This window comes from Pseudomonas sp. Hp2 (genome assembly GCF_006386585.1).
Lineage (GTDB): Bacteria > Pseudomonadota > Gammaproteobacteria > Xanthomonadales > Xanthomonadaceae > Pseudomonas_S > Pseudomonas_S boreopolis.
In genome coordinates this window covers 113,779-139,436 of record NZ_VAHJ01000008.1, presented here as the reverse complement: position 1 = coordinate 139,436, position 25,658 = coordinate 113,779, and the positions used below count along the sequence as shown (strand labels likewise).

The window sequence follows — 25,658 nt, the reverse complement described above, 5'->3', positions numbered from 1 at the left end:
GTGGCCTACGAATGCCACTGAGGCGCGGGCCCCTCCGAAGCGGCGGAGGCGATGGAAAAAACTCGAAGGGCGACGTGCATGGGCTCGCCGGAAAAAGGCGAAGCACCGCTTCGCCCCGGCGGGCGGGCATTCGCCGCGCGGCGAATGCCCCGGACTCGGCCGCGTAGCGGGCAAGTCGCGTCGAAAAATCCCGCCGGCTTCGCGGACCCGCAGCAAAGCTGCGGGCGCGCAGGCGGGGTGTGCTTTCTTTTGGTTACTTTTCTTTACGCGGCACATCCCTGTGCCGCGCCCTTGGGGCGGCTTCGCCGTGCGGCGCTGCTCCTGCAGCGCGCGTGCACAAGCAAAGAAAAGTGGCTCGCCAAAGGCGAAAGCTTTTGCCTTTCTCGCCAAAGGCCCCAACAGCAACGTCCATGGATTCCCGCTTTCGCGGGAATGACGATAGAGGGATGGCGTTGGTCGGATACGGAATGGGAAAGACACTGGGTCCCCGCCTGCGCGGGGACGACGGTAGAAAGACAACGTGGGTCGGGTAGAGGACGGAAAAGTCGCTGGATTCCCGCTTTCGCGGGAATGACGATAGAGAGATGGCGTTGGTCGGATACGGAATGGGAAAGACACTGGGTCCCCGCCTGCGCGGGGACGACGGTAGAAAGATAACGTGGGTCGGGTAGAGGACGGAAAAGTCGCTGGATTCCCGCTTTCGCGGGAATGACGATAGAGAGATGGCGTTGGTCGGATACGGAATGAGAAAGGCACTGGGTCCCCGCCTGCGCGGGGACGACGGTAGAAAGACAACGTGGGTCGGGTAGAGGACGGAAAAGTCGCTGGATTCCCGCTTTCGCGGGAATGACGGTAGAGGGATCGCGCAGGTCGGACCCAAAGCGGGAAAGACACTGGGTCCCCGCCTGCGCGGGGATGACGGTGGCCATGAGGCTTCGTCCGTATCCCCATCCGCCCCTTCGAGGCACCTTGCTCCACACCCTGTCCCAAAGGGAGAAGGGAAAAGGCACTGCGTCCCCGCCCGCGCGCCAGCAAGGCTTCCAGTCCCGCCGCCACTCAGCCACCACTCCCGCACAACGCCCGCAATGCCCCCGCATCCAGCGACGGCGGCGCCGCCAGCGCAGCGCCGCCCAGCAAGGTGCGTTGCACCTCGCCGCGCGCCGGCGTGGTCTCGATGCAACGCAATTCGTCGCCGGCCCCGTGCAGCGCCACCTGGCGCACGCGCCTGGCGAGCGCGGCGTCCTGCGGTTGCAGCGTCAGCGTCCACCCGTGCGCGCCACCCGTCGCCTGCACCCGGTACTGGCGCTGCAACGCATCCGCGTCGCCGGCCAGCAACGCGCTGAAGCTGGCCTGCAATCCCGCCAGCTCCGGCACCCGCGCCAGGTCGAAGCGCTGCGCCGGCTTGCCGTCGCGCTCGATCGTGGCCTGGCCGCCCCGGATCGTGGTGGTCTCGTGGTAGGGCGCGCGCACCTCGCGCACCAGCGTGTCGGCATCGGGCCGGCGGTACTCGCCGCTCACCCGCAGCGGCTGCTTGAGCAACGCCGAGCCGCGCAGTTCGACGAACGCGGTCGCGCTCGGCGCGGGCCGCGCGAGCGCATGCACGATCGCGCTCGCGTCGGCGCCGTCAGCCGCTGCGGCGGGCAGCGGTGCGGCGGCGCAGATCAGCATCGGCGTGAACAGGCGGCGCATCGGTCGAACCATCGTCTTGCCAATAGTCGTAGAAGTTGAACCAGTTGAACGGCGCATCGAGCGCGCGCGCCTGCAGCACGGCCGCATAGCGGCGCATCACTTCGGCCAGGCGCTCGGCGCGGCGCTCGCGCGGCAGCGACAGGGCGTCGCAGAACGGCTCGAACGAGAGCTCGTAGCGATTGCCGCCGCGGTACACGCCGAACGCCAGCATCACCGGCACGCCGAGCGTGGCGGCGATCAGCCAGGGCGTGGTCGGCAGCGGCGCGGCCTTGCCGAGGAACGGCAGCCACAGCGCCGGCTCGCCGGGCTGGGCGCGATCGGCCAGCATCGCCACCAGCGCGCCCTCGTCGACCGCCTGCTTGATCGCCAGCGCCACGCTGGCGCCGTCCTGCCCGGCGTCGATGATGCCGGCGGCCAGCGCGGGATCGAGCGCGTCCAGGGCCTGGCTGATCGCGGGGTTGTGCTTGCGATCGAGCACGACGCGCAAGGCGATGTCGCCGCGCAGGCGCTTGAGCACGCGCAACGCGTCGAAGCTGCCCAGGTGCGAGCCGACCAGCAGCACGCCGCGGCCGCGCGCAAGCGCGTCCAGCAGCGTCTCGGCGCCGCGCACGTCGATGTCGAACAGGTCGGTCCGCCCGCCGAGCAGGAACACGCGGTCCAGGATCGTCGAGGCGAAGGTGTGGATGTGGCGCGCCACGTCGGCCAGCGTCGCCGGCCGTCCCAGCGCGCGCGCCAGGTAGGCGCGCGAGGCGGCACGCTCCGGCCCCCGCACCAGCAGGAAGTAGGCGGTGATCGGATACAGCAGCAGGCGCGTGGCGCGCCGTCCGCAGCGCCGCGCGATCGCGACGATCAGGCCGATCGCGAAACGGCCGCCGCCTTCCGGGCGCTGCTTCCAGTCGCCGCTCATGCCTGTGCCTGCACGCGCACGCTGCCGCTGGCGAGCACGCGCTCGCCGTGGCGCACCGCGAATCGCCACTGCGGCGCCTCGCCCTGCAGCTCGATCGTGGCTTCCTGCTCCGGCAGCAGCGGCTGCACGAACTTCACCTGCGCCAGTTGCAGCGCCGCCGGCGCATGGCCGAGCCGGTCGGCGACCAGCGCCACCACTTCGTCGAGGATCACCACGCCGGGCACGACCGGATTGCCCGGGAAATGCCCGGGCAGGCAGGGATGGTCGGAAGGCACGCGGAATCGCATCGCGGCCGCTCAGCGCAACAGCTCGCGCCAGAACGCCGGGCCCAGCTGCATCAGCTGGCGCACGAACTGGACCGGCGTGCGGTACGGATGTTCCTCGACGCGGCGCTGGCGCACCGCGTATTCCACCGCGGCGAAGCCGCCGATCAGGCCCCAGCACGCCAGGTTGGCGAACCACGACCACTGCGCATGGGTGATGGCCCAGCGCGACCGCACGCCCAGGGACCACAGCACGCCGTCGGGCGCGGCGATCAGCGCCAGCGCCAGGTTGATCGCCGCCAGCGTCGCCAGCAGCAGCGCCCAGGCCGCGGTCAGCCGGCGCGTGTAGCGCTCGGTCGCCTCCGGCATCGGCATGCGCGCCTGCTCGTGCAGCGCCCGCACGATCCGCGTGATCAACGGCACCTGCCCGCGCCGCAGCGTGCGCGCGAAGCCCCAGGCCACCACCAGGGTGAACAGCACCGGCGGCGCCAGCAGCGTCATCCAGGCGAAGCGCGAGCCGGCCAGGGCGTACAGGCCGGCCAGCGCCGCCGCCAGCGCGCCCAGCGCCCACAGCCGGCGGTGCAGCAGCGGCCCCAGCAGCATCAGCAGGACCAGGCTGGCCAGCGCCAGCGCCGACCAGCGGCCGTCGTCGCGCAGGCTGGCCAGGTGCGACAGCACCGGATAGGCCAGCAGCAGCAGCATCCGCAGGCCCAGCGCCAGGCCGGTGTCCTCCGGATGCGGCGCTTCAGCGGGTGCGATGCGACTCGACATACGCCGACAGCGTCCTCAACGAGGCGAACACGCGCCGGTTGCCCTCGCTGTCCGAACGCAGCTGGACGCCGTACTGCTTGCCGATCGCCAGGGCCAGTTCCAGCGCATCGATCGAGTCCAGGCCGAGGCCGGTGTTGAACAGCGGTGCTTCGGGATCGATCGAGGCAGGCTCCACGCCTTCCAGGTTCAGGCTTTCCACGAGGAGCTCGGCGAGCGCGCGTTCGGCGTCGTTCTGTTGCGACATTAGGTACTTCCGTAGGGGCAAAGGGCGCAACGATCCGGGATTGCGCGCCCTCAGGCAAGCCGGCCCCCCGACCGTGCCGGGCTATCATGCCCGCTTCGCAATCACTCCGCAGTGAACACATGATGTCCAGCCGCCGTTTTTCCGGGTGGCGTTCGTGAACGGTTCCAACGCTCACGCGCTGTCCGTGGACTACGCCGATCCCGCCGAACTGCCCGCCCTGCTTGCCGATCCGCGCGTCCTGGCGGTGTTCGGCTTCCGCGCCGGTGCCGCGGCGCCCCCCAGCGACGATCCCCGCTACCTGCAGGTCGGCCTGCGGCTTCACGGCCGTGAACGGCTGGAGGTCTGGCGCAGCCCGGGCCCGGTCCGCCGGGGCCGCGACGGCGACCTGGCCTGGGCCGAGGGCGAAGCGCTGGCGTTCGGCGCGCTGCAGGTCGACGAGGCCGCCCACGGCGGCATCGCCGGCGCCGCCGAGTACGCCTACCGGCGCCTGGGCGAGCACCTGAACGGCCATCCCAAGCCGCACCTGCTGCGGATCTGGAACTACCTGGACGCCATCGTCGAAGGCGAGGGGGACGACGAGCGCTACCGGCATTTCTGCGTCGGCCGCGCCCGCGGCATCGGCGCGATCGATACCGGCCGGCTGCCGGCGGCGACCGCGATCGGCCGCACCGACGGGGTGCGCACGCTGCAGGTGTACTGGCTGTCCGCGCGCGAGCCGGGCACGCCGCTGGAGAACCCGCGCCAGGTCAGCGCCTACCACTACCCGCGCCAGTACGGACCGCAATCGCCGAGCTTCGCCCGCGCGATGCTGCCGCCGGCCGGCGCGGCGATGCCGCTGCTGCTGTCCGGCACCGCCAGCGTGGTCGGGCACGAGACGCGCCATGGCGGCCAGTTGCTGGCGCAATTCGGCGAGATCTTCGCCAACTTCGACGCGCTGATCGGCACCGCGCGGACGCGCTCGCCGGCGCTGCCGGAAGCGATCGGCCCCGGCGCCCGCCTCAAGGTCTACGTGACCCGCGCGGAGGACCTGCCGGCGATCGAGCGCGCGCTCGAGGAACGCCTCGGCAATGCGGTGCCGCGGATCCTGCTGAACGCCGTGGTCTGCCGCCGCGACCTGATGGTCGAGATCGACGGCGTGCATGGGTGAACCGGGATCGGGACCCGGACAGAACGTTCAGGGAGAGGACGCTTTTCCGGGCCCCGGCTCCAACAGCGCAAGCACCCGGTCCCGCGGCACCTTGCCGGTCTCGTTGCGCGGCAGGCGCTCGACGAAGCGCAGCCGGCGCGGCAGGAACACCGGGTCCATCGCCTGCCGCAGCGCGGCCAGCAGGCCGGCCTCGTCCAGCGCCGGCGCCACCACGACCGCGGCGATGCGGCGCACGCCGATCTCGTCCGGCGTTTCCAGCTGCACCATCACCCCGTCCTGCACCCCGGGCACCGCCAGCAGGCGGCGGGTGAGATCGCCCAGCGAGGCACGCTTGCCGGCGATGTCGAGCAGGTCGGCCTGCCGGCCCTTGACCTCGAAACGCCCGTCGGCGTGGATCTCCATCAAGTCCGCCAGCGCCACCGGTTGCGGCAGCTGCGGCGCATGCACCAGCGTGCCGTCCGGCTGCGGCGTCAGGCGCACGCCCGGCAGCGGGGTCCATGCGGTCTCCAGCGCGGTCCGGCGGCGCGCGAAGATGCAGGTCTCGGTCGAACCGAACACCTCGCACATCGGCCCGCCGAACCGTTCTTCGGCCTGCCGCGCCAGGTCCTGCGGCAGCGGCGCGGTGGCCGAGACCATCCCGTCCACCGGCGGCATCGCGACCTGCGCGGCCACCAGCGTGCGCAGGTGCACCGGCGTGGTGACCAGCAGCCGCGGGCGCGGCAGCGCCGCAAGGGCGTTCGCCACGTCCTGCGGGAACAGCGGGCGCCCGTTGGCGACGGCGAGGCCGCCCAGCAGCGGCAGGATCACCGACATCTCCATCCCGTACATGTGCTGCGGCGGCACGGTCGCCAGCACCGCCGGCGGCGTGCCGGCCCACAGATGGCGCAGCGCCTGCAGGTTCTGGCCGCAGCCGTCGCGGAACTGCGCCCAGGTCTTGGGATACGGCTTGGGCTGGCCGGTGCTGCCGGAGGTGAAGCCGATCACCGCCACCGCACCGGCCGGCACCCGGGGGGGCTCGCCCGAGGCCTGCGGCAACGCGTCCGGCAGGCGGTGGTAGCGCGCCGGCCCGCCCTCCAGCACCTCGTCGCCGAGCGCATAGGCGCCGGCGTGGCGCTGCATCACGTCCTCCACCACCGCCGAGGCGCGCGACGGCGGCAGCAGCGTGGTCTGCCCGCGCAGCGCCACCGCGCACAGCGCGACCAGGAAGCGGTAGCGGTCCTCGCACAGGTTGACCGCGTGGCTGCCGGCCGGCAGCCAGGCCGCCACGCCGCGCACATGCGCATGGAACTGCGCCAGGTCGATCGCGGTGGCGCCGTCGTAGACCAGGATCCGGCCGGGATCGCCGCTGCCCAGGGTCAGCGTCGGTGCGGAAGGGCTGGCGCTTTCGAGAACTGCGGACATGGGAACGGAAATCCAGGACGAAATGACCTGCTCGGCATGCCGCCGCCGTTCCCTCCTCCCCCGGGAGAAGGTGCCCCGGAGGGGCGATTGAGGGTACCGGCGGAGCCTCGTGCACCGAGCACCGAGGGTTCCACCCCTACCCTCATTCCAACCCCTTTCCCGGCGGGAGAGGGGCTGTGGCTGCGGCGTCCGAACCTGGGCCGGGACGGGATAACGGCCGCCACAATGGCCGAAGCCCGGCCGCGCTGGCAAGCCGGCCATGACCTGTGGCCCAGCCGGCGGACGCAGGGGGACTGCTAGGCTTGTCCGGTTTTCCTTGCCGCTGCCTGCCATGCCCAGATTCCTGCCCCTGTCCCTGCTGCTGTTCGTCGCCACCGCCTCCGCCCAGGCGCCTTCGGCGCCGCTGACCATCGAACAGACGATGGCCGACCCGGACTGGATCGGGCCGCCGGTCGAGAAGGCGTGGTGGTCTTGGGACGGCCGCCAGGTCGAATACCTGCTCAAGCGCGACGGCAGCCCGGTGCGCGACACCTTCCGCCAGTCCATCGACGGCCGCGGCGCGGCCGCGCGCGTCGGCGACGAGGCGCGCGCCACGCTCGACGCCGACGACCCGGTCTACGACGCCCAGCGCCAGCGCATGCTGTTCATGCGCAACGGCGACGTCTTCCTGCGCGACCTGCGCAGCGGCGCGCTGACCCAGCTGACCCGCAGCAACGAGGCGGAGTCGCGCCCGCGCTTCGCCAGCGACGGCAGCGTCACCTGGCGCGCCGGCAACGATTGGTACCGCTGGACGCCGGGCGGCGGCACCGCGCAGGTCGCGGTGCTCAAGGCCGCGCGCGACCCCGGTGCCGATCCCAAGCCCGACGTGCTGCGCGAGCAGCAGCTGGCGACGCTGGCGACGCTGCGCAACGACCGCGCCCAGCGCGAGGCGCTCAAGCAGCAGGAGGACGCCTGGCGCAAGGCCGACCCGACCCGCGCGCCGGGCCCGGTCTACCTCGGCGAGGACGTGGAGATCGTCGACAGCGCGCTCTCGCCCGACGGCCGCCACCTGCTGGTCGTCACCCAGGCCAAGGGCGCCGACGAGGGCCAGGCCGGCAAGATGCCCAAGTACGTCACCGAGTCCGGCTACGAGGAGTTCCAGGAAGTGCGCACCCGGGTCGGGCGCAACCCGCCGGTGCCGCAGGCGCTGTGGCTGGTCGACGCGGCCACCGGCAAGGCCAGCAAGCTGGGCTACGACGGCCTGCCGGGCATCGCCACCGACCCGCTGGCCAAGCTGCGCAAGGCCGCCGGCAAGGAGCCGCTCAAGGGCGATCGCGCGGTGCGCGTGGGCGTCGAAGGCTTCGGCGGCGATCCGGCGATCCATTGGAGCGCCGACGGCCGCAACGTCGCCGTGCTGCTGCGCGCGGTGGACAACAAGGACCGCTGGATCGCCACGGTCGACCTCGACAAGGCCACGCTCGCCTCGCGCCACCGCCTGCACGACGATGCCTGGATCAACTGGGAATTCAACGATTTCGGCTGGCTGCCGGACAACCGCACGCTGTGGCTGCTGTCGGAGGAATCCGGCTGGTCGCACCTGTACACGATCGAAGGCAACGGCAAGCCGCGCCAGCGCACCTCCGGCAAGTGGGAAGTCTCCGCCCCGCAGGTGGCGCCCGACGGCCGCGGCTTCTACTTCCTGTGCAACCAGAAATGGCCGGGCGACTACGAAGTCTGCAAGCTCGACCTGGCCAGCAACCAGGTCAGCGAGCTGACCTCGTTGGACGGAGTGGAGGATTTCAGCGTTTCCCCCGACGGCAGCCACCTGCTGGTGCGCTACTCCGGCGCCTACCTGCCGCCGCAACTGGCGGTGCTGCCGGCGAGCGGCGGCCAGGCCACCGTGCTGACCGACACCCGCACGCCGGCCTTCAAGGCGCGGCAGTGGATCCAGCCGCAGTACGTGCAGGTCCCGTCCAAACACGGTGCCGGCACCATCTGGGGCAAGTACTACGGCCCGGCCCGGCCCGAGCCCGGCAAGCGCTACCCGATCGTGATGTTCGTGCACGGCGCCGGCTACCTGCAGAACGTCTCGGCGCGCTACACCAACTACTTCCGCGAGCAGATGTTCCACAACCTGCTGGTGCAGAAGGGCTACATCGTGCTCGACCTGGACTACCGCGCCTCGGAAGGCTACGGCCGCGCCTGGCGCACCGCGATCTACCGCAACATGGGCCACCCGGAGCTGGAGGACTACCTGGACGGCCTGGACTGGCTGGTGGATACCAAGCAGGGCGACCGCGACCGCGCCGGCATCTACGGCGGCAGCTACGGCGGCTTCATGACCTTCATGGCGATGTTCCGCGCGCCGGGCACGTTCAAGGCCGGCGCCGCGCTGCGCCCGGTCGGCGACTGGATGCAGTACAACCACGAGTACACCTCCAACATCCTCAACACCCCGGACATCGACCCGGAGGCGTACAAGGCGTCCTCGCCGATCAACTACGCCGAGGGCCTGCAGGGGCACCTGCTGATCGCGCACGGCATGATCGACGACAACGTGTTCTTCAAGGACTCGGTCGACATGACCCAGAAGCTGATCGAACTGCGCAAGGACAACTGGGAGATCGCTCCGTACCCGCTGGAACGCCACGGCTTCACCCGCGCCGACTCCTGGCTGGACGAGTACAAGCGCATCCTCAAGCTGTTCGAGGAACAGGTGAAGCCGGCGCCGTGACCGTCGCCGCCGGCATCGGCCCGATCCGCATCGTCGCCGCGCTGATCGGCGACGATGCCGGGCGCGCGCTGCTGGTGCGCAAGCACGGCTCGTCCACCTTCATCCAGCCCGGCGGCAAGCGCGAGCCGGGCGAGGAGGCGCTGGCGACCCTGGTGCGCGAATTGCGCGAGGAACTGGACGTGGGCATCGTGCCCGGCAGCGCGCGCCGCCTGGGCGAGTTCGAGCACGACGCGGTCAACGAGGCCGGCCGGCGCGTGCGCGCCGAGGTGTACTTCGTGCGCATCGACCGCGCGCCGCGCGCGCAGGCCGAGATCGCCGAACTGGCCTGGCTGCCGGCCGCGCCGCCCTGGCCGGTGCCGGTCGCCCCGCTGAGCGCGGTGCACATCCTGCCGCTGCTGGCCGCCGTGCCCTGAAGCGGGTACCTTCCCCGCCTCCTCCACTCCACAAGGACGTCGCGATGGGTTTCCTCAGCCGCCTGTTCCGGCGTGCCCGCCCCGATGCGCCGCCCGCGCCGCCGGCCGCTCCCGACCAGGCGGAGGGAGCCATCGATCCCGCGCTGGCCGAAGCCCTGGACGCCTTCCAGGGCGAGCGGCACGAACAGGCGTTCGCCCTGGCCTCGCGGCAACTGCAGGCGGGCGCCGATGCCCACCGGCTGTGCGCCCTGTCGTTGAGCGCGCTGGGACGCCATCCGGAGGCGTTCGATTACTGGCTGCAACTGTTCGAGCGCGAGCCGAGCGCCCACAACGCGCTGCAACTGGCCACGGTGTCGGTGATGTGCGGCGAGCCCGGCCGCGGCGAGGCATGGCTGGCCAAGTTCGACCAGGTCAACGCGCAGACCCGGGAGATGTCCGCCGCGCTGGCGCGCGGCAATTTCATTTCGGCGCTGGAGCAGGCGGGCTACGGGCAGCGCACGCTGCCGCACCTGGAATGGCTGCGCGAAGCCTATGCGTCGCTTTCGATCACCGACTCGCACTTCCTGTACGTGCGCGGGCTGCCGTTCTTCGACACCTTCCTGGAACGCAGCCTGCCGTTGCTGCACGCGCAACTGCCGCCCGCGGCGATCGCACCTTGGTACCGGGCGATCCATGCCCGCCTCGATGCCGAGGGCCAGGCCATGCTCGATGCCCACCTGGCCCGGTTGCCCGCCTGAGACCGCCCGCCCCGTCTATGCCCACGACCCCCACCCGCAGCAGCTTCGTCACGGTGATGGCCGCGATCTCGCTGGCCCTGGGCGGATTCGGCGTGCTCGGCAACCTGCTGCAACTGCTGCTGGCCTGGACGCTGCCCTCGGCAAGCCTGGCGGCCGGCCTGCTGCCGCCCGGGACACCGGTGCCGGCGCCGCTGCTGTGGCTGGACGCCCACCTGGCCGGCTTGTCGCTGGCCGGCGCACTGCTCTCGGCGGTGCTGGCCTGGGTCTCCTGGGGCCTGCTGCGCCGGCGCGAATGGGCGCGGCAGGGCTTCATCGCCGGCCTGGTGCTGGCGGCCCTGGCCAACTTCGCCGGCCTGCCGCTGGTCGATGCGCTGTTCGACGGCCTGCTGCAAGGCATGGCCGGCCCGGACGTGGACCTGCGCGAACTGCAGGCCATGACCCATGCGCTGCGGCAGATCCTGTTCTGGTCGTGCCTGGCCAGCGCGCTGCTGGTCGCCGCGCTGCACGGCTGGATCGCCTGGAAGCTGTGCCGGCCGGAGATCCGCGCCGAGTTCCGGCGCGGCCCCCTGTAGGAGCGGCTTTTTGTGGGAGCGGCTTCAGCCGCGAAGAGGCTTTCCTTTTGACCCCCTGCACAGGGATGTGCAGGCTGTTGCAGGGGGATCTGCATGAAAACCCCATCGCGGCTGAAGCCGCTCCCACGAAGGCCGCTCCTGCAAGTAACACCCGCCGCTTAGAATCACCGGCATGAACGAATTCGAGCGCGTACGCGACTACCTCACCAACCTGCAGGACCGCATCTGCGCCGCCGTCGAGGCCGCCGACGGCCGGGCCCGCTTCGCCGAGGACCTGTGGCAACGCGCGGAAGGCGGCGGCGGCCGTACCCGCGTGCTGCGCGAGGGGGCGGTGTTCGAGCAGGCCGGGATCGGCTTCTCCGACGTCGCCGGCACGCGCCTGCCGCCCTCGGCGAGCGCGCACCGCCCCGAGCTGGCCGGCGCCAGCTGGCGCGCCTGCGGCGTCTCGCTAGTGTTCCACCCGCGCAATCCCTACCTGCCGACCACCCACGCCAACGTGCGCTACTTCCGTGCCGAGCGCGACGGCGAACCGGTGGCGGCCTGGTTCGGCGGCGGCTTCGACCTGACCCCGTTCTACCCGTTCGACGAGGACGTGCTGCACTGGCACCGCACCGCGCAGGCGTTGTGCGCGCCGTTCGGCGAGGAGCGCTACGCCGCGCACAAGCGCTGGTGCGACGAGTACTTCTTCCTGCGCCACCGCAACGAGACGCGCGGCGTCGGCGGCCTGTTCTTCGACGACCTGCATGGCGACTTCGAGCGCGACTTCGCCTACCTGCGCGCGGTCGGCGACGGCTTCCTCGACGCCTACCTGCCGATCGTCGAGCGCCGCAAGGACATGCCGTACGGCGAGCGCGAGCGCGAGTTCCAGCTGTACCGGCGCGGGCGCTACGTCGAGTTCAACCTGGTCTACGACCGCGGCACGCTGTTCGGCCTGCAGAGCGGCGGGCGCGCCGAGAGCATCCTGATGAGCCTGCCGCCGCGCGTGCGCTGGGAGTACGGCTTCCAACCCGAGCCGGGCAGCGCCGAAGCGCGCTTAGCCGACTACCTGGTGCCGCGCGACTGGCTGGGTTGAGGGCTTCGATCGCCGGCGGTTTCGTCGGTTGATTCCATAAAGGGATCCGTTTCTTTGTGGGAGGGACTTCAGTCCCGACAGAGGGTCGATAACGCCCGCCGGGACTGAAGTCCCTCCCACAACAGGTGCCGGCGTCCCGACAGAAGGCAGACAAGGCCCGTCGCGGCCGCAGTCCCTTTCACGGAAAGCACAAGGCAACCCCGGTACCGGCCTGCATCCGCCGGGCCTCGCCGGCTCGATCCGGTCACGCCGGCCAACGCTGCCTGAAGACATCCGGGACCGGGAAATCCCGGAAAGGAGCCCGAAAGGTCGCCCGCCTACGGTGGCGTCCACCTTGCACGACTCCGTGAGTCCCATGTCACCCCAACCCCCCTTGTCCTGGAGCGTCCTGTGCGACTTCGACGGGACCATCGGCCTCCAGGACGTGATCGACACTCTGCTCGACCGCTTCGGCCTGCCCGGCTGGGAAGCGCTGGAGGCGGACTGGCAGGCCGGCCGCATCGGATCGGCCGCCTGCATGCAAGGCCAGGTCGCCCTGCTCGACATGGGCCCCGAGCAGTTCGAACGGCACCTGGACGGCCTCGCGATCGACCCGTATTTCCCGCGCTTCGCCGCCGCCGTCGCCGCGCGCGGCCTGCCGCTGCAGGTCGTCAGCGACGGCCTGGACCAGCCGATCCAGGTCCTGCTCGCCCGTCATGGCCTCCGGCACCTGCCCACCGTCGCCAATCGGCTGAGCCGTGCCGAACGACCGCGCCGCTGGCGCCTGGACTCACCCTACCAGGCGCCCGGCTGCACCGCCGGCACCTGCAAGTGCGCGCAGGTCCGCCAGCATCGCCCGCACGCGCACAGCCGCGTACTGCTGATCGGCGACGGCACTTCCGACTTCTGCGCCGCCGGGCGCGCCGACTACGTGTTCGCCAAGCGCAAGCTGATCGATCACTGCCGCCTGCGCGGCATCGCGCACAGCCCGATCGACGACTTCCAGGACGCGCTCGCGCTGCTGCCGCGCCTGCTCGACGGCCGCCTCACCGATCCCGCACCGCTGCCTGCGCTTGCCCTTGCTCCGCTGCCGGCCTGAGCCGGCCTCATCCACCTTCCGGATACGCGACCCATGAACCTGCTGCACACTCCTGCCCTGACGCTCGACGACGATGCCCAGCTACTGGCCGACGAGGCGCGCTACAGCTCCTTCGGCGACACCGTGCACTACGTCGACCCGCCCAAGGTCTTCCGCCGCTGCGAAGGCAGCTACATGTTCGACAGCGCCGGGGTGCCGTTCCTCGACCTGCAGATGTGGTACTCGGCGTGCAACTTCGGCTACTCCAACCCGCGCCTCAACGACGCGCTGAAGCGCCAGATCGACACGCTGCCGCAGGTCGCCAGCCAGTACCTGCACCCGACCCGCATCCAGCTCGCCAAGACGATCGCGCAGGACGTGGAGCGCAAGTTCGGCGTGGAAGGGCGCGTGCACTTCAACGTCGGCGGCGCGCAGGCGATCGAGGATTCGCTGAAGCTGGTGCGCAACGCGCGCAACGGCAAGAGCCTGATGTTCGCCTTCGAGGGCGGCTACCACGGGCGCACACTCGGCGCCTCGTCGATCACCTCCAGCTACCGCTACCGCCGCCGTTTCGGCCATTTCGGCGAGCGCGCGATGTTCATCCCGTTCCCGTACCCGTTCCGGCGCCCGAAGGGCATGACGCCTGAAGAATATTCCGATCATTGCGTGAACCAGTTCGCGCGCCTGTTCGAGACCGAATACAACGGCGTATGGGATCCCAAGGTCGGCCAGGCCGAGTACGCCGCGTTCTACGTCGAGCCGATCCAGGGCACCGGCGGCTACGTGGTGCCGCCGCCGAACTTCTTCCGCGACCTGAAGAAGGTGCTCGACAAGTACAACATCCTGATGGTGGTCGACGAGATCCAGATGGGCTTCTGGCGTACCGGCAAGCTGTGGTCGATCGAGCACTTCGGCGTGACCCCGGACGTGCTGGTGTTCGGCAAGGCGCTCACCAACGGCCTCAACCCGCTGTCCGGCCTGTGGGCGCGCGAGGAACTGATCAACCCGACCGTGTTCCCGCCGGGCTCGACCCACTCCACCTTCAACTCCAATCCGCTCGGCACCTCGCTCGGCCTGGAAGTGATCCGGATGGGCTACGAGATGGATTACGAGCGCACCGTGCCGCTGAAGAGCGCTCACTTCCTGGAGGGTCTGAAGGACTTGCAGAAGCGCCATCCGGAGATCGGCGACGTCGATGGCCTCGGCCTGGCACTGCGCGCGGAGATCTGCGAGGCCGACGGCTACACGCCCAACAAGGCGCTGCTCGACCGCATGGTCGACATCGGCCTGGCCGGTGACCTCACCCACGGCGGCAAGAAGATCGGCCTCGTGCTCGACGTCGGCGGCTGGTACAAGAACGTGATCACGCTGGCTCCGTCGCTGGACATCACCCATGAGGAGATCGACCTGGCGATCGCGCTGCTGGACCAGCTGCTGACCAAGGCCAAGGCCGGCTGACGCGGGTTCCGGGCCGCGCCATGCGCTACTGCACCCAGCTCGAGCCGGAGGCGCTGCTGAGCAGCTTCCTCGCGCATCCGCCGCAGGGCTTCAGGGCCGAGCGCCTGGACAGCGGCCTGCCGCTGTTCTGCGCCCGGCTGGACCTGCTGACCACGGCCGACGACGCGCTGCGCGCGCGCGTGGCCGCGTTGCCCGGCTACCGCTGGTGGCGGCGCTGGCTGGAGTGGAACGCCTGCTTCATCGGCTGCACCGTCACCGAGTACGCGCCGCTGCCGCTGGCAGGCCACGTCGAGGCGCTGGCCGACGAGACGCTGGCGCAGGCACGGCGCGCGCCGCTGCTGATCGTCAAGGACCTGCCGTGGGAATCGCCATTGCTGGACGTGCACGGCAACCAGCGCGCCGAGGCGTTCGCGCAGGCGCTGGCCGAGCGCGGCTTCGTGCTGATGCAGGGCATGTCGCTGGCCTGGGTGCCGATCGACTTCGCCGGCGAGGACGAATACCTGGCGCAACTGTCGTCCGGGCGCCGCCGCGACATCCGCCGCAAGCTGCGCGCGCGCGCCCGGCTGCGCGTGGAGTGCCAGCCCACCGGCGCGGCCTGCTTCGACGATCCGGCGCTGTGCCAGCGCTACTACGCGCTGTACCTCAACGTCTACGCGCAGAGCCAGATCCACTTCGACCTGCTCGGCCCGGAGTTCCTGGCCGAACTGCTGCGCGACGGCGGCAGCGGCGGCCGCGTGTTCGCCTACTACCACGGCGAGGCACTGGTCGGCTGGAACCTGTGCTACGAGCACGCCGGGATGCTGGTGGACAAGTACGTCGGCTTCGCCTACCCGCAGGCGCGCGAGCACAACCTCTATGCCGTGAGCTGGATGCACAACCTGGAATACGCGCGCGGCCAGGGGCTCAGCCATTACGTGGCCGGCTGGACCGACCCGGAGATCAAGCGCTACCTCGGCGCGCGCCTCAGCCCGACCCGGCACGCGGTCTACGCGCGCAATCCGCTGCTGCGCCTGCTGTTGCGCCGCAATGCCCATCGCTTCGAGCACGAGGCCGGCGACATGCCGCAGGCCGAGGCGATGGGATGAACGCGCCGCTGATCCTCGACCTGGACGCGTCCACCGGTGCAGTTCCCGAGGCGCGGGTGCTGCCGCTGCGGCACTGGCAGGAAGCGGTCCGCTTCGGCTGCGGCCATGCGACCCTGCACCGCTTCGTCGGGCAGGTCCGGCCGGCGCTGGAACGCGGGCACGGCACCGTGTTCCTGGGCAGCGGCGACTTCCACCACCTGAGCTGGCCCCTGGTGCGGCTCGCCGCCGAGCGCAGCGACCGTCCGCTGCAGGTGATCGTGCTCGACAACCATCCGGACAACATGCGCTACCCGTTCGGCATCCATTGCGGCTCGTGGGTACGCCACGCCGCCGCGCTGGCGCGGGTCGCGCAGGTCCACGTGGTCGGCATCTGCTCGCCGGACGCCGGCACCGCGCATTGCTGGGAACAGCACCTCGCCCCGCTGCGCGCGGGACGGCTGCACTACTGGTGCCTGGGCGTCGACACGCGCTGGGCGCGCCCGCTCGGCTGCGCCGGTGCGGTCCACAACTTCGACGACGTCCCCAGCCTGCTGACGGCCTTCGCCGCCCGCCGCGACGCCCGCTTGCCCATCTACCTGTCGATCGACAAGGACGTATTCGCCGAGGACGTGGCCCGCACCAACTGGGACCAGGGCCGCTTCCGGCTCGCCGACGCACAAGCGCTGATCGCCGCCCTGGCCGGACCGATCGTCGGCAGCGACATCACCGGCGAGATATCGCACCACCGCTACCGCAGCCTGTTCAAGCGCCTGCTCTCCTCGCTGGACGGGCAAACGCCCCCCGACCCGGAGACCCTCCCCGCCTGGCAAGCCGGACAACACGCACTCAACCTGGAACTGCTGCGCGCGATCGGAGATCGGTAGGCGCTATTCGCGCCGCACATTGATGGTTTCCCCTGGAAAGCCTCAAAGACACTGGGTCCCCGCCTTCGCGGGGACGACGATGGGGAGATGCGTGCGAGCGTGATGATTGCGGCTACGGCTACGGCTGCAATTGCAGCTGTTGCTATTGCTGTTGCTGTTGCTGTTGCTCGTGACTTTGCTTCAGCTCCTCGCCTTTGACTTACCGGGGCCCCTCCGTAGCGGCGGAGACGGTGGGAAAACCCGAAGGGCGGCGCACAGGGGCTCGCCGGAAAAGGCGAAGCACTGCTTCGCCCCGGCGGGCGGGCATTCGCCGCGCGGCGAATGCCCCGGACTCGTCCGCGTAGCGGACGAGTGCGTCGTTTTCGGCCGCGGCAGGATGCCGCGTCCGAAAATCCCGCCGGCTCCGTGGACCCGCAGCAAAGCTGCGGGCGCGCAGGCGGGGTGTGCTTGATCAGCCGTTCGGCTGCTGTGAAGCGCTTCTTTGGGTTACCTTTCTTTACGCGGCACCTCCTTGTGCCGCGCCCTTCGGGCCGGCTTCGCCGTGCGGTGCCGCTCCTGCGGCGCGCGTGCACAAGCAAAGAAAAGTGACTCGCCAAAGGCGAAAGCTTTTGCCTTTCTCGCCAAAGGCCCCCAAAGCAACATCCATAGATGATCAGCCGTTCGGCTGCTGAAAAGCGCCTCCCGCTTTCGCGGGAATGACGGTAGTGGGGAATTCCGGGGAACAGTGAGACGGCGTGGGTCAGCCCGCCAACCCCTCAACCACCTTTCCCCGCGCACGCGCATCCAACCAAACCCCATTGCCCACCGTAAGCGTGCAATCCGCCAACGCCCGCGCCTGCGGCACCTCCGCCGGCACCACGCGATCGCCCAGGTATGCGTAGTCCGGCAACGCATGGACGAACATCCGGCTCACTCCCAGCCCCGCCGTCCACAACCTGCGCAGCGCCGCGTCCCGCCGCGTCCGGTCCGGCAGCCGCAACCACAGCACCGGCCACGTACCGCGTTCCCCGTCACGATCGCCGTAGACCGTCACGCCCGGCAACGCCGCCAGTTCCTCGCGCCAGGCCAGCGCCCGCTCGCGCGCAGCGTCCAGGAATCCCGGCAACCGCGGCACCGCATTGGCACCGACCGCGCGCCGCCAGCGGCCGACCCGGTGCACGGGGATGTCCGGACCGAACAGGTCGCCGACCGCGCGCACCGGGTCGCCTTCGCGCAGCGCGCGCCGCAGCGGCATGCCGTAGGCCAGCGCCAGCGCGAGCGGTCGGTACAGCAACGCCAACCCGAGCAGCTCGGCGCTGCGCCGCAGCTCCCAGAGCGGTCGCGCCGGCACCCGCGCCAGCTCGCGCGCCAGCAGCGCGCGCAGGTTCGGGTCGGTACTGACCAGCACGCCGCCTTCGTACAGCGACAGGCCCTTGCCCGCCGCCAGGCTGAAGAAGCCGATGTCGCCATGCAGCCCCACGCTGCGGTCGCCGACCCGGGCGCCCAGCGCCTGCGCCGCATCCTCGATCACCCACGCGCCGCAGCCATGCGCCACCGCGCACGCCGCCGCCACGTCGGCGATGCGGCCACCGAGATGGGTCGGCACCACCGCCAGCGTGCGTGCCCCGCAGGCGACGCGCAGGGCGTCCGGATCGAATTCGAAGTGGCCCGCGCGCAGGTCGCACAGGCGCAACTTCAGGCCCGCCGCATGCACCGCCAATGCCACCAGCGGGCAGGTGTAGGCCGGCACCACCACCTCGTCGCGCCCGGGCGCGAGGCGCCGCAGCACCCGCAACGACAGCAGCAGGGCGACCGTGCCCGAGCAGGTCAGCAGCGGCTCCGGTAATCCGAACAGCGCCTGCAGCCGTGCCTCCAACACATCGCCGCGGCGCGGCCACAGGTCGCCGAGATGCAGCGGCAGGCCGGCGGTCGGCGGCAGCTCAGATCGCGGCATCGGCCATCGCCGCGTCGATGCGCTGCGATTCGGCGCGCGCCAGGCAGGCCACGCCGGCCAGGATCAGGCCGGCACCGAGCAGGTGCACGCCGGTCACCGGTTCGCCCAGCAGCCAGGCCGACAGCACCAGTACCGTCACCACCTCCAGGTGCGAGGCGGCGAAGGCCGGGCCGATCGGCGCGCGTTCCAGCAGCGTCATCCAGGTGAAGAACGCGCCGACGTAGCCCAGCAGCGAGCCGTAGATGTAGGGCTGCCCGAACAACCGCTCCAGCCACGTGACGCCGAACTCCAGCGGCAGCGCATGCGCGCCGGCCAGCTTGAAGCACAGCTGCGCCAGCGTGTCGAACGCCATCAGCAGCGGGAACCCGATCAGGTACAGCTTTCTCATCCGCCCACTCCCACGACCATCACGCCCAGGCCGATCAGGCTCATCCCGGCCAGCCGCAACGGCGTCAGCCGCTCGCCGAAGAACACCCGCCCGGCCAGCATCAGCGCCAGGATGTTGACCGAGCCGAGCAGCACCCCTTCCGACAACGGCACCAGCGACAGGAACGCGATCCAGGCCAGGAACTCGACCACGTAGCTGGCCACGCCGACCCACAGCCAGGGCCGCGCCAGGCGATGGCGCCAGCGCGCCACCACGTCGCCGCCGGCCGCGATGCCTTCCACCGCCGCGGTCTTGAACGCCAGTTGCCCGGCGGTATCGACCACCACGGTCAGCAGCCACAGCGTCGCCGCGAGCAGGCTCACGTCGGCACCGCGACCGGCAGCGGCAGGTCCTGCGCCTGGGTTCCATGGCCTTCCCCGGCGATGCGCCGGAAGAAGTGGGCGGTGCGGTCGGTCAACAGGCGCCGCTGCCGGTCCAGGGTCAGCATGTGGTAGCTGTCCTCCATCAGCAGGAACTCGGTCGGCCCGGACACGCCGTCCAGCACCCACTCGGCGTTGCGCAGGCTGGCCACGTCGTCCTCGGCCGCATGCGCCACCAGGCACGGCGCGGTCACCCGGGGCAGCGCGCGCCGCACCCGCGTCGACAGCGCGTACAGCTCGGCCAGCGCGTGCCAGGGATTGCCGGGCAGGCCGGCGACGCTGCTGTCCTCGCCCTGCATCGCCGCGCCGATCTGCGCGCGCAGGCGCTCGTCGCGCAGCCCGTACGGCGGCTCCTCCATGAACATGCGGTGGCGGCCGATGCCGAAGCGCTTGAACCACGGCAGCAGGAACGAGAGGTGGCGCGTCCACGGGATGTTCCAGCCGTCGTAGCGGAAGGTGGCGCCATAGACCCCGACGCCCGCCACCCACTGCGGCCGCTCGCTCGCCAGCAGCAGCGCCAGCAACGCGCCCATCGACAGCCCGGCGACGAACATCCGGTCGACCGTGCCGGCCAGCGCCCCGGCGGCGTTGTCGACGCTGGCATACCAGTCGCGCCAGCCGGTGGCGAGCAGGTCCTCCATGTCGCCGCAGTGGCCGGCCAGTTGCACGCCGTGCACGGTGAAGCCGGCGCGGTTCAGGCCCATGCCGACCCGGCGCATCTCCGCCGGGGTGCCGGTCAGGCCGTGGACGAGCAGCACGCCGTGGCGGCCGCCTGGGAAGAAGAATTCGCTGGAACGGATCACGTCGGGCACCTCCTGGAAGGCGGCCAGCATCCCCGTCGAGGTTTTCCCGAAGCTTTCGGCGACGCGTCCGGGCGCGTGCGTTCAGGCGACGTATCGGTTTGCGGACGGATCGCGCGGCAACGGGAAACGGATCTCCACCCGCAAGCCGCCTTGCGTTCCCCGCAGGAACTCGACCGTGGCGTGGTGCCGGCTGGCGATGCCCTGCACGATCGCCAGCCCCAGGCCGGAACCGTCGCCGCCCGCGCCCGGTGCGCGGAAGAAGCGCTCGCCCAGACGCGCCAGCAGCGCATCGGGCACGCCCGGGCCGTCGTCCTCGACGCTGAGCACCGCCTGCGCGCCGGCCGCGGCCAGCCCGACGGTGACGCTGTGGCCGGGCCCGGCATAGCGCAGCGCGTTGTCGATCAGGTTGTCGAGCAGTTCCTGCAGGTCCGAGGCATCGCCGGGCACCACCAGCGCCTGCGGCTCCCCGCCTTCGGCCTGGTAGCCCAGGTCGACGTCCGCCGCCAGCGCTTCCGGCACCCGCGCCGCCACCGCCTGCGGCACCAGCCGGTGCAGCGCGACCGGCGACTGGGCGTCGGCGTCGCGGTGCGGCGACTGCACCCGGCTCAGCGCCAGCAACTGGCTGGCGGCGCGCGCCGTGCGCCCGGTCAGCCGGCGGATATGCGCCAGCGAATCCCGCAGCTGCTCCGGGTCGGCGCCCATCGCGCGCTCGGCATGCAACTGCAGGCCGGCCAGCGGCGTGCGCAGCTGGTGCGCGGCGTCGGTGATGAAGCGCTCGTGCAGCGCCAGCGTGCCGCGCACGCGCGCGAACAGCGCATCCAGGGTCTGGGTCAGCGGCAGGATCTCCAGCGGTACGTCCGGGCCGGTGACCGGCGCCAGCGCCTGCTCGCGCTCGGCCAGGCGCCGGGTCAGCGGATCGAGCACGCCCAGGCCGTGCCTGACCCCGAACCACACCAGCCACATCACCGCCGCGATCAGCACCGCCTGCACCGGCAGGGTCAGCTGCAGGATGTCGCGGGCGCTGCGCTGGCGGTCGATCAGGGTCTCGGCCACGGTCACGGTCAGCACGTCGCCGGCCTCGTAGGGCGAGGGCACGCCGATCGAGGCGGCGCGCAACCGCCGCACGCCGTCGTCGATGTCGTACAGCAGCGGCCCGGTCCCGGGCGCCGGCTGGTGGACCCGGTGCAACCCGGTATCGCCGTAGATCAGGCCATGCCGGCGGCTGGACACGGAAAAGTAGTTGGGGCCGTCGGGATCGTAGCGGAGCAGGAACTGCGCCTGCGCCGACAGCACCCGCTCGCCCGGGCTGTTGCGCAGCATCGCGGCCAGCGCGCTGAGGTCGTCGGTCAGGTTCTTGTCGTGCGCGCGATTGGCGTAGCCGAGCGCCATCCGGTAGGTCACCGCCGCGTCCAATGCCAGCAGGATCAGCATCGGCACCGCCAGGAACAGCAGCAGGCGCCGGCGCAGGCTCGGCCGCGCCACCGCGCGCTCAAGGCTCATCGCCGCCATCCTGGCACTCCTGCAGCAGATAGCCGAGCCCGCGGATGGTCCGGATGCCCACGCCGCTGCCGTGCAGCTTGCGGCGCAGGCGGTGCATGGCGATGTCCAGGCCGTTGTCGCTGATCTCCTCGTCCCATCCGCACAGCGTCTCCACCAGCTGCGCCCGGCTGGTGACCCGCCCGGCGCGCACCGCCAGCGCATCGAGCAGCCCGAACTCGCGCGCGGTCAGCTCCAGCGCGTCCTCGCCCACCCAGGCGCGGTGGCCGGTCAGGTCCAGGCGCAGCCGGCCCAGCCGCAGCTCAGGCGCGCCCTGGCTGATCGCACGGCGCAGCACCGAGCGCACCCGCGCCTCGAATTCCTTCAATGCGAACGGCTTGACCAGGTAGTCGTCGGCACCGAGATCGAGCACCTGCACGCGCTCGTCCAGTCCTTCGCGCGCGGTGATCACCAGCACCGGGGTGTGGTTCCCGCGCCGGCGCAGCCGTTCCAGCACGCGCACGCCGTCCATCTCGCCGAGCAGGCCCAGGTCCAGCACCAGCAACTGGTAGTCCGTGCTGCGCAACGCGGCATCGGCGTGGCCGCCGTCGTCGACATGGTCCACCGCATGCCCCTGCTGGCGCAGCGCGGTCACCACCGCGTCGGCGATCGACGGCTCGTCCTCGGCGATCAGTACGCGCATGGCAAGGGCTCCGGATGCGGCGAGCGGCCGCAATACGGCCGTGCGGGAGAACGGGGCGGGACCGATGGGCGCATGGGAATCGGGCGATGTAACGGGTGCGGCACAGTCTGGGCGAAAGCGGATGCCTGCACATGCCGCGCGGCGATCCCCCATTCGGCACCGGTTTATCCCGGCGCCGCATGCGTGGCATTCGACAGGCGACGCCGCCGGCACGTATTTACCTTGGTGAAACATTTCGCGCGGACAATAAAAAGCCCCGCGGACCAGGGGGAGGTCGGCGGGGCCAGGGAACGGGAACTTGGGGAGGAGTTCCGTTCCGAGATCTGCTCCAGGGGATGGGAGGAGATCTACAGACAGGCATTGCGCCTGTCGAGGGCTATAACACCACTCCGCACATTGATGGATCGTGAAGATTCCGGTTAAGAAATCGTCGGATTAAGGACGGATTCATTCCGACGCCGCTGCGCCGATCGCTTGCATGGCGCCGGCCCACTGCTTGCTGGCATCTCGCTTCGGCGCTTTTGCACGGGCAAGGAAAAAGTGGTTCGCCAATAAGGGCGAAAGCCATTTCTCCGGAAACTTTTGTTTCTGAAAACGGAAACAAAAGCCAACTCACCGCCCGGCAAGACCGACCTGTACCGGAATCCCGCCCACAACGAGCGAAGCGCCCGTCCCCGCCGCCGGGGACAGGGCTCGCCGCGCCTTAATGCGCCTCGTCCCAGTTGTCGCCCACGCCCGCATCGACCACCAGCGGCACCCGCAACCGCGCCGCGCCGGCCATCCGCTCGACCACGTTGCGGCGCAACTCCTCGACGAAGGCCTCCTCGACCTCGAACACCAGTTCGTCGTGCACCTGCAGGATCATCAGCGCGGGGCTTTCACCGGACTCGTTGCGCTGCCCGGCCAGCCAGCCGTCCACCGCCACCATCGCGCGCTTGATGATGTCCGCCGCCGTGCCCTGCATCGGCGCGTTGATCGCGGCGCGCTCGGCGCCGGCCCGTTGCGCCTGGTTGCCGCTGGCGATGTAGTCCAGGTACAGGCGGCGCCCGAACACGGTCTCCACGTAGCCCTTCTCGCGCGCCTGCTGGCGGGTGTTCTCCATGAAGTCGCGCACGCCCGAGAAACGGCTGAAGTACAGCGCGATGTAGTCCTGCGCCTCGCCGCGGCCGATGCCGAGCTGGCGCGCCAGGCCGAACGCGCTCATCCCGTACATCAGGCCGAAGTTGATCGCCTTGGCGGCGCGGCGCTCGTTCGCGGTGACCTCGTCGATCCTGCGCCCGAACACCTCCGCCGCGGTGGCGCGGTGCACGTCGGCGCCGGACTCGAACGCGGCGACCAGGCCCGGGTCGCCGGACAGGTGCGCCATGATCCGCAGCTCGATCTGCGAGTAGTCGCAGGCGACCAGCTTGCGTCCCGGCGGGGCGACGAAGGCGCGGCGGATGCGGCGGCCGTCGTCGGTGCGGATCGGGATGTTCTGCAGGTTGGGGTCGGACGAGGACAGCCGCCCGGTGGCCGCGCCGGCCTGGTGGTAGCTGGTGTGCACGCGCCCGGTCTGCGGATGGATCATCTCCGGCAGCTTGTCGGTGTAGGTGCTGCGCAGCTTGGCCAGGCCACGGTATTCCAGGATCACCCGCGGCAGCTCGTGCTGGTCGGCGATCGCCTCCAGCGCCTCCTCGTTGGTGGACGGCTGGCCCTTGGGCGTCTTCACCACCGCCGGCAGCTTCAGTTCGTCGAACAGCAGCGCCTGCAACTGCTTGGGCGAATCCAGGTTGAACGCGCGCCCGGCCAGCTCGGTGGCCTTCTGCTGTGCGGCCAGCATCCGCCGCGACAGGTCCGCGCTCTGCCGGCGCAGCTCCTCGGCGTCGACCTGCACGCCGTTGGCCTCGATCCGCTCCAGCACCGCCACCAGCGGCATCTCGATCCCGCGGTAGACCGACTCCAGGCCCGGCTCGGCCGCCAGCTTGGGCGCCAGCACGCGGTGCAGGCGCAGGGTGATGTCGGCATCCTCGGCGGCGTAGCGGGTCGCCTCGTCCAGGCCGACGTGCGAGAACGGGATCTGCTTGGCGCCCTTGCCGGCCACGTCCTCGTACTTGACCGTCTCGTAGCCGAGGTAGCGCTTGGCCAGGCTGTCCATGTCGTGGCGGGCGCTGCCGGAATTGAGCACGAAGCTCTCCAGCAAGGTGTCGTCGGCATAGCCGGCCAGGGCGATGCCGTGGCGGCGCATCACGTGCAGGTCGTACTTGCCGTGCTGGCCGAGCTTGCGCACCGAGGCGTCCTCCAGCAGCGGGCGCAGCAGGTCCAGCGCCTGCGCGCGGTCCAGCTGGGCCGGCGCGCCGGGATAGTCGTGGCCCAGCGGCAGGTAGGCCGCCTTGCCCGGTTCGGCGGCGAAGCTCAGGCCGACCAGGTTGGCCTGCATCGCGTCGAGGCTGTCGGTCTCGGTGTCGAAGGCGAACTGGCCGGCCTCGCGCAGGCGCGCGATCCAGGCCTGCAGCTGCGCGGCGGACAGGATCGTCTCGTACTCGCCGGGCGCGGACAGCGCCGGGTCGAGGTCGGCCGCGGTGGCCGGCACCGGCGCGGCGACGAAGCCGGTGCCGCGCGCGCGCCCGGGCTCGGTCTCGCCGACCGCCGGCGCCGCGGCGCCGCCGTCCAGCTCCTTCAGCGCCTGGGTGAACCCGTAGCGCTGGTACAGCCCGCGCAGCGCCTCGGTGTCGCGCTCGCGCAGCACCAGGTCCTGCGGGCGCTTGTCCAGCGCCACGTCGGTCTTGATCGTCACCAGCTCGCGGTTGAGCGGCAGCCGCGGCAGCGCCGCGCGCAGGTTGTCGCCGATCTTGCCCTTGATCTTGTCCGCGTTGGCGACGATCGCGTCGAGCGAGCCGTATTCGCCCAGCCACTTGGCCGCGGTCTTGGGCCCGCACTTCTCCACGCCCGGCACGTTGTCCACCGCGTCGCCCATCAGCGCCAGCAGGTCGACGATCTGGCCGGGGTTCACCCCGAACTTGCCGAACACCGCCGCGTCCGAGTCCATCCGGCTGCCGCTCATCGTGTTCACCAGTTCGATGCCGGGCCGCACCAGCTGGGCGAAGTCCTTGTCGCCGGTGGAGATGGTCACCGCGATGCCGTCGGCCGCGCCGGCCAGCGCCAGCGTGCCGATCACGTCGTCGGCCTCCACCCCGTCCACGCGCAGGATGTCGATGCCGAGCGCGTGCACGATCTCGCACATCGGCTGCACCTGCGCGCGCAGGTCGTCCGGCATCGGCGGCCGCTGCGCCTTGTATTCGGGGTAGAGCTCGTCGCGGAAGGTCTTGCCCGGGGCGTCGACCACGAAGGCGACGTAGTCGGGCCTTTCCTTCAACGTCGCGCGCAGCATGTTGACCACGCCGAACAGCGCGCCGGTGGGCTCGCCCTGGGCGTTGCTCAGCGGCGGCAGCGCGTGGAACGCGCGGTACAGGTAACTGGACCCGTCGATCAGGACTAATCTGCTCATCGCGCCATTCTACGCGGCCGCCCCGCGCACGGCCGCGGCGACAGCGCGCATAATCGCGGG

The 25,658-nt window shown here is 70.9% G+C and carries 23 protein-coding genes; 10 read left to right on the top strand and 13 right to left on the bottom strand.

The window, feature by feature from the left end; all coding sequences use genetic code 11:
* Positions 1-1,056: 1,056 nt before the first annotated feature.
* Genes FD678_RS18905 through FD678_RS18885 form a run of 5 tightly spaced genes read right to left on the bottom strand, consistent with a single transcriptional unit; the run spans position 1,057 to position 3,874 of the window.
* Positions 1,057-1,689, bottom strand: a complete 633-nt coding sequence (locus FD678_RS18905) for a LolA-related protein (RefSeq protein ID WP_218569858.1) — start codon at positions 1,687-1,689, stop codon at positions 1,057-1,059.
* On the bottom strand, positions 1,625-2,596 hold the full coding sequence (locus FD678_RS18900; protein WP_140727594.1) for an LpxL/LpxP family acyltransferase: 972 nt from the start codon (positions 2,594-2,596) through the stop codon (positions 1,625-1,627). Before FD678_RS18900 ends, FD678_RS18905 begins: the two co-directional genes overlap by 65 nt.
* A complete protein-coding gene (locus FD678_RS18895; RefSeq protein ID WP_218569857.1) occupies positions 2,593-2,871 on the bottom strand; it encodes a hypothetical protein in 279 nt (92 codons plus the stop codon). The genes FD678_RS18900 and FD678_RS18895 overlap by 4 nt, the downstream gene beginning before the upstream one ends.
* Positions 2,872-2,892: 21 nt before the next feature.
* The gene (locus FD678_RS18890; RefSeq protein WP_218569856.1) at positions 2,893-3,630 is read right to left on the bottom strand and encodes a hypothetical protein; all 738 of its coding nucleotides are present in this window, start codon (positions 3,628-3,630) and stop codon (positions 2,893-2,895) included.
* On the bottom strand, positions 3,605-3,874 hold the full coding sequence (locus FD678_RS18885; protein ID WP_140727590.1) for a phosphopantetheine-binding protein: 270 nt from the start codon (positions 3,872-3,874) through the stop codon (positions 3,605-3,607). Before FD678_RS18885 ends, FD678_RS18890 begins: the two co-directional genes overlap by 26 nt.
* Positions 3,875-4,028: 154 nt before the next feature.
* Here FD678_RS18885 and FD678_RS18880 point away from each other — a divergent pair, with 154 nt between their 5' ends.
* Positions 4,029-5,021 carry a chorismate transformation enzyme, FkbO/Hyg5 family gene (locus FD678_RS18880; RefSeq protein ID WP_218569855.1) on the top strand — a complete coding sequence of 331 codons (993 nt, stop codon included), beginning with the start codon at positions 4,029-4,031 and terminating at the stop codon, positions 5,019-5,021.
* A 27-nt stretch (positions 5,022-5,048) separates the two neighbouring features.
* On the opposite strand, the gene FD678_RS18875 is transcribed toward FD678_RS18880, so the two are convergent.
* Positions 5,049-6,422 carry a class I adenylate-forming enzyme family protein gene (locus tag FD678_RS18875; protein ID WP_140727588.1) on the bottom strand — a complete coding sequence of 458 codons (1,374 nt, stop codon included), beginning with the start codon at positions 6,420-6,422 and terminating at the stop codon, positions 5,049-5,051.
* 331 nt (positions 6,423-6,753) lie between these two features.
* On the opposite strand from FD678_RS18875, the gene FD678_RS18870 reads away from it, so the two are divergent.
* The 9 genes from FD678_RS18870 to FD678_RS18830 all read left to right on the top strand — a co-directional run bounded on the left by FD678_RS18870 (position 6,754) and on the right by FD678_RS18830 (position 16,392).
* Entirely contained in the window at positions 6,754-9,135 is a 2,382-nt protein-coding gene (locus tag FD678_RS18870) for a S9 family peptidase (protein ID WP_140727586.1), read from the top strand.
* Positions 9,132-9,548, top strand: a complete 417-nt coding sequence (locus tag FD678_RS18865) for an NUDIX hydrolase (RefSeq protein WP_218569854.1) — start codon at positions 9,132-9,134, stop codon at positions 9,546-9,548. The genes FD678_RS18870 and FD678_RS18865 overlap by 4 nt, the downstream gene beginning before the upstream one ends.
* 44 nt (positions 9,549-9,592) lie before the next feature.
* The gene (locus FD678_RS18860; protein WP_218569853.1) at positions 9,593-10,285 is read left to right on the top strand and encodes a hypothetical protein; all 693 of its coding nucleotides are present in this window, start codon (positions 9,593-9,595) and stop codon (positions 10,283-10,285) included.
* 17 nt (positions 10,286-10,302) lie between these two features.
* Positions 10,303-10,857 carry a hypothetical protein gene (locus tag FD678_RS18855; RefSeq protein WP_140727582.1) on the top strand — a complete coding sequence of 185 codons (555 nt, stop codon included), beginning with the start codon at positions 10,303-10,305 and terminating at the stop codon, positions 10,855-10,857.
* Between the two features lie 172 nt (positions 10,858-11,029).
* Entirely contained in the window at positions 11,030-11,929 is a 900-nt protein-coding gene (hemF, locus tag FD678_RS18850; protein WP_140727580.1) for an oxygen-dependent coproporphyrinogen oxidase, read from the top strand.
* 355 nt (positions 11,930-12,284) lie between these two features.
* A complete protein-coding gene (locus FD678_RS18845) occupies positions 12,285-13,007 on the top strand; it encodes an HAD-IB family phosphatase (RefSeq protein ID WP_218569851.1) in 723 nt (240 codons plus the stop codon).
* Between the two features lie 33 nt (positions 13,008-13,040).
* Positions 13,041-14,444 carry an aspartate aminotransferase family protein gene (locus FD678_RS18840; protein ID WP_140727578.1) on the top strand — a complete coding sequence of 468 codons (1,404 nt, stop codon included), beginning with the start codon at positions 13,041-13,043 and terminating at the stop codon, positions 14,442-14,444.
* Positions 14,445-14,464: 20 nt separating this feature from the next.
* On the top strand, positions 14,465-15,529 hold the full coding sequence (locus FD678_RS18835; RefSeq protein WP_140727576.1) for a peptidogalycan biosysnthesis protein: 1,065 nt from the start codon (positions 14,465-14,467) through the stop codon (positions 15,527-15,529).
* Positions 15,526-16,392, top strand: a complete 867-nt coding sequence (locus tag FD678_RS18830; protein WP_140727574.1) for an arginase family protein — start codon at positions 15,526-15,528, stop codon at positions 16,390-16,392. Before FD678_RS18835 ends, FD678_RS18830 begins: the two co-directional genes overlap by 4 nt.
* A 739-nt stretch (positions 16,393-17,131) precedes the next feature.
* Here the strand turns inward: FD678_RS18830 and FD678_RS18825 are convergent.
* From FD678_RS18825 to polA, 7 genes are all read right to left on the bottom strand, one after another.
* A complete protein-coding gene (locus FD678_RS18825) occupies positions 17,132-18,325 on the bottom strand; it encodes a DegT/DnrJ/EryC1/StrS family aminotransferase (protein WP_140727572.1) in 1,194 nt (397 codons plus the stop codon).
* Positions 18,312-18,713 (bottom strand): DMT family transporter, encoded by a 402-nt coding sequence (locus FD678_RS18820; RefSeq protein WP_140727570.1) that lies wholly within the window; start codon positions 18,711-18,713, stop codon positions 18,312-18,314. Before FD678_RS18820 ends, FD678_RS18825 begins: the two co-directional genes overlap by 14 nt.
* A complete protein-coding gene (locus FD678_RS18815; RefSeq protein WP_140727568.1) occupies positions 18,710-19,075 on the bottom strand; it encodes a hypothetical protein in 366 nt (121 codons plus the stop codon). Before FD678_RS18815 ends, FD678_RS18820 begins: the two co-directional genes overlap by 4 nt.
* Positions 19,072-19,935: an alpha/beta hydrolase gene (locus FD678_RS18810; RefSeq protein WP_140727730.1), complete on the bottom strand. Its 864-nt coding sequence runs from the start codon at positions 19,933-19,935 to the stop codon at positions 19,072-19,074. The genes FD678_RS18815 and FD678_RS18810 overlap by 4 nt, the downstream gene beginning before the upstream one ends.
* 81 nt (positions 19,936-20,016) lie before the next feature.
* Positions 20,017-21,435: a sensor histidine kinase gene (locus FD678_RS18805; RefSeq protein ID WP_140727566.1), complete on the bottom strand. Its 1,419-nt coding sequence runs from the start codon at positions 21,433-21,435 to the stop codon at positions 20,017-20,019.
* Positions 21,425-22,114: a response regulator gene (locus FD678_RS18800; protein WP_140727564.1), complete on the bottom strand. Its 690-nt coding sequence runs from the start codon at positions 22,112-22,114 to the stop codon at positions 21,425-21,427. Before FD678_RS18800 ends, FD678_RS18805 begins: the two co-directional genes overlap by 11 nt.
* 703 nt (positions 22,115-22,817) lie before the next feature.
* The gene (gene polA, locus FD678_RS18795; protein WP_140727562.1) at positions 22,818-25,598 is read right to left on the bottom strand and encodes a DNA polymerase I; all 2,781 of its coding nucleotides are present in this window, start codon (positions 25,596-25,598) and stop codon (positions 22,818-22,820) included.
* Between the last annotated feature and the right edge of the window lie 60 nt (positions 25,599-25,658).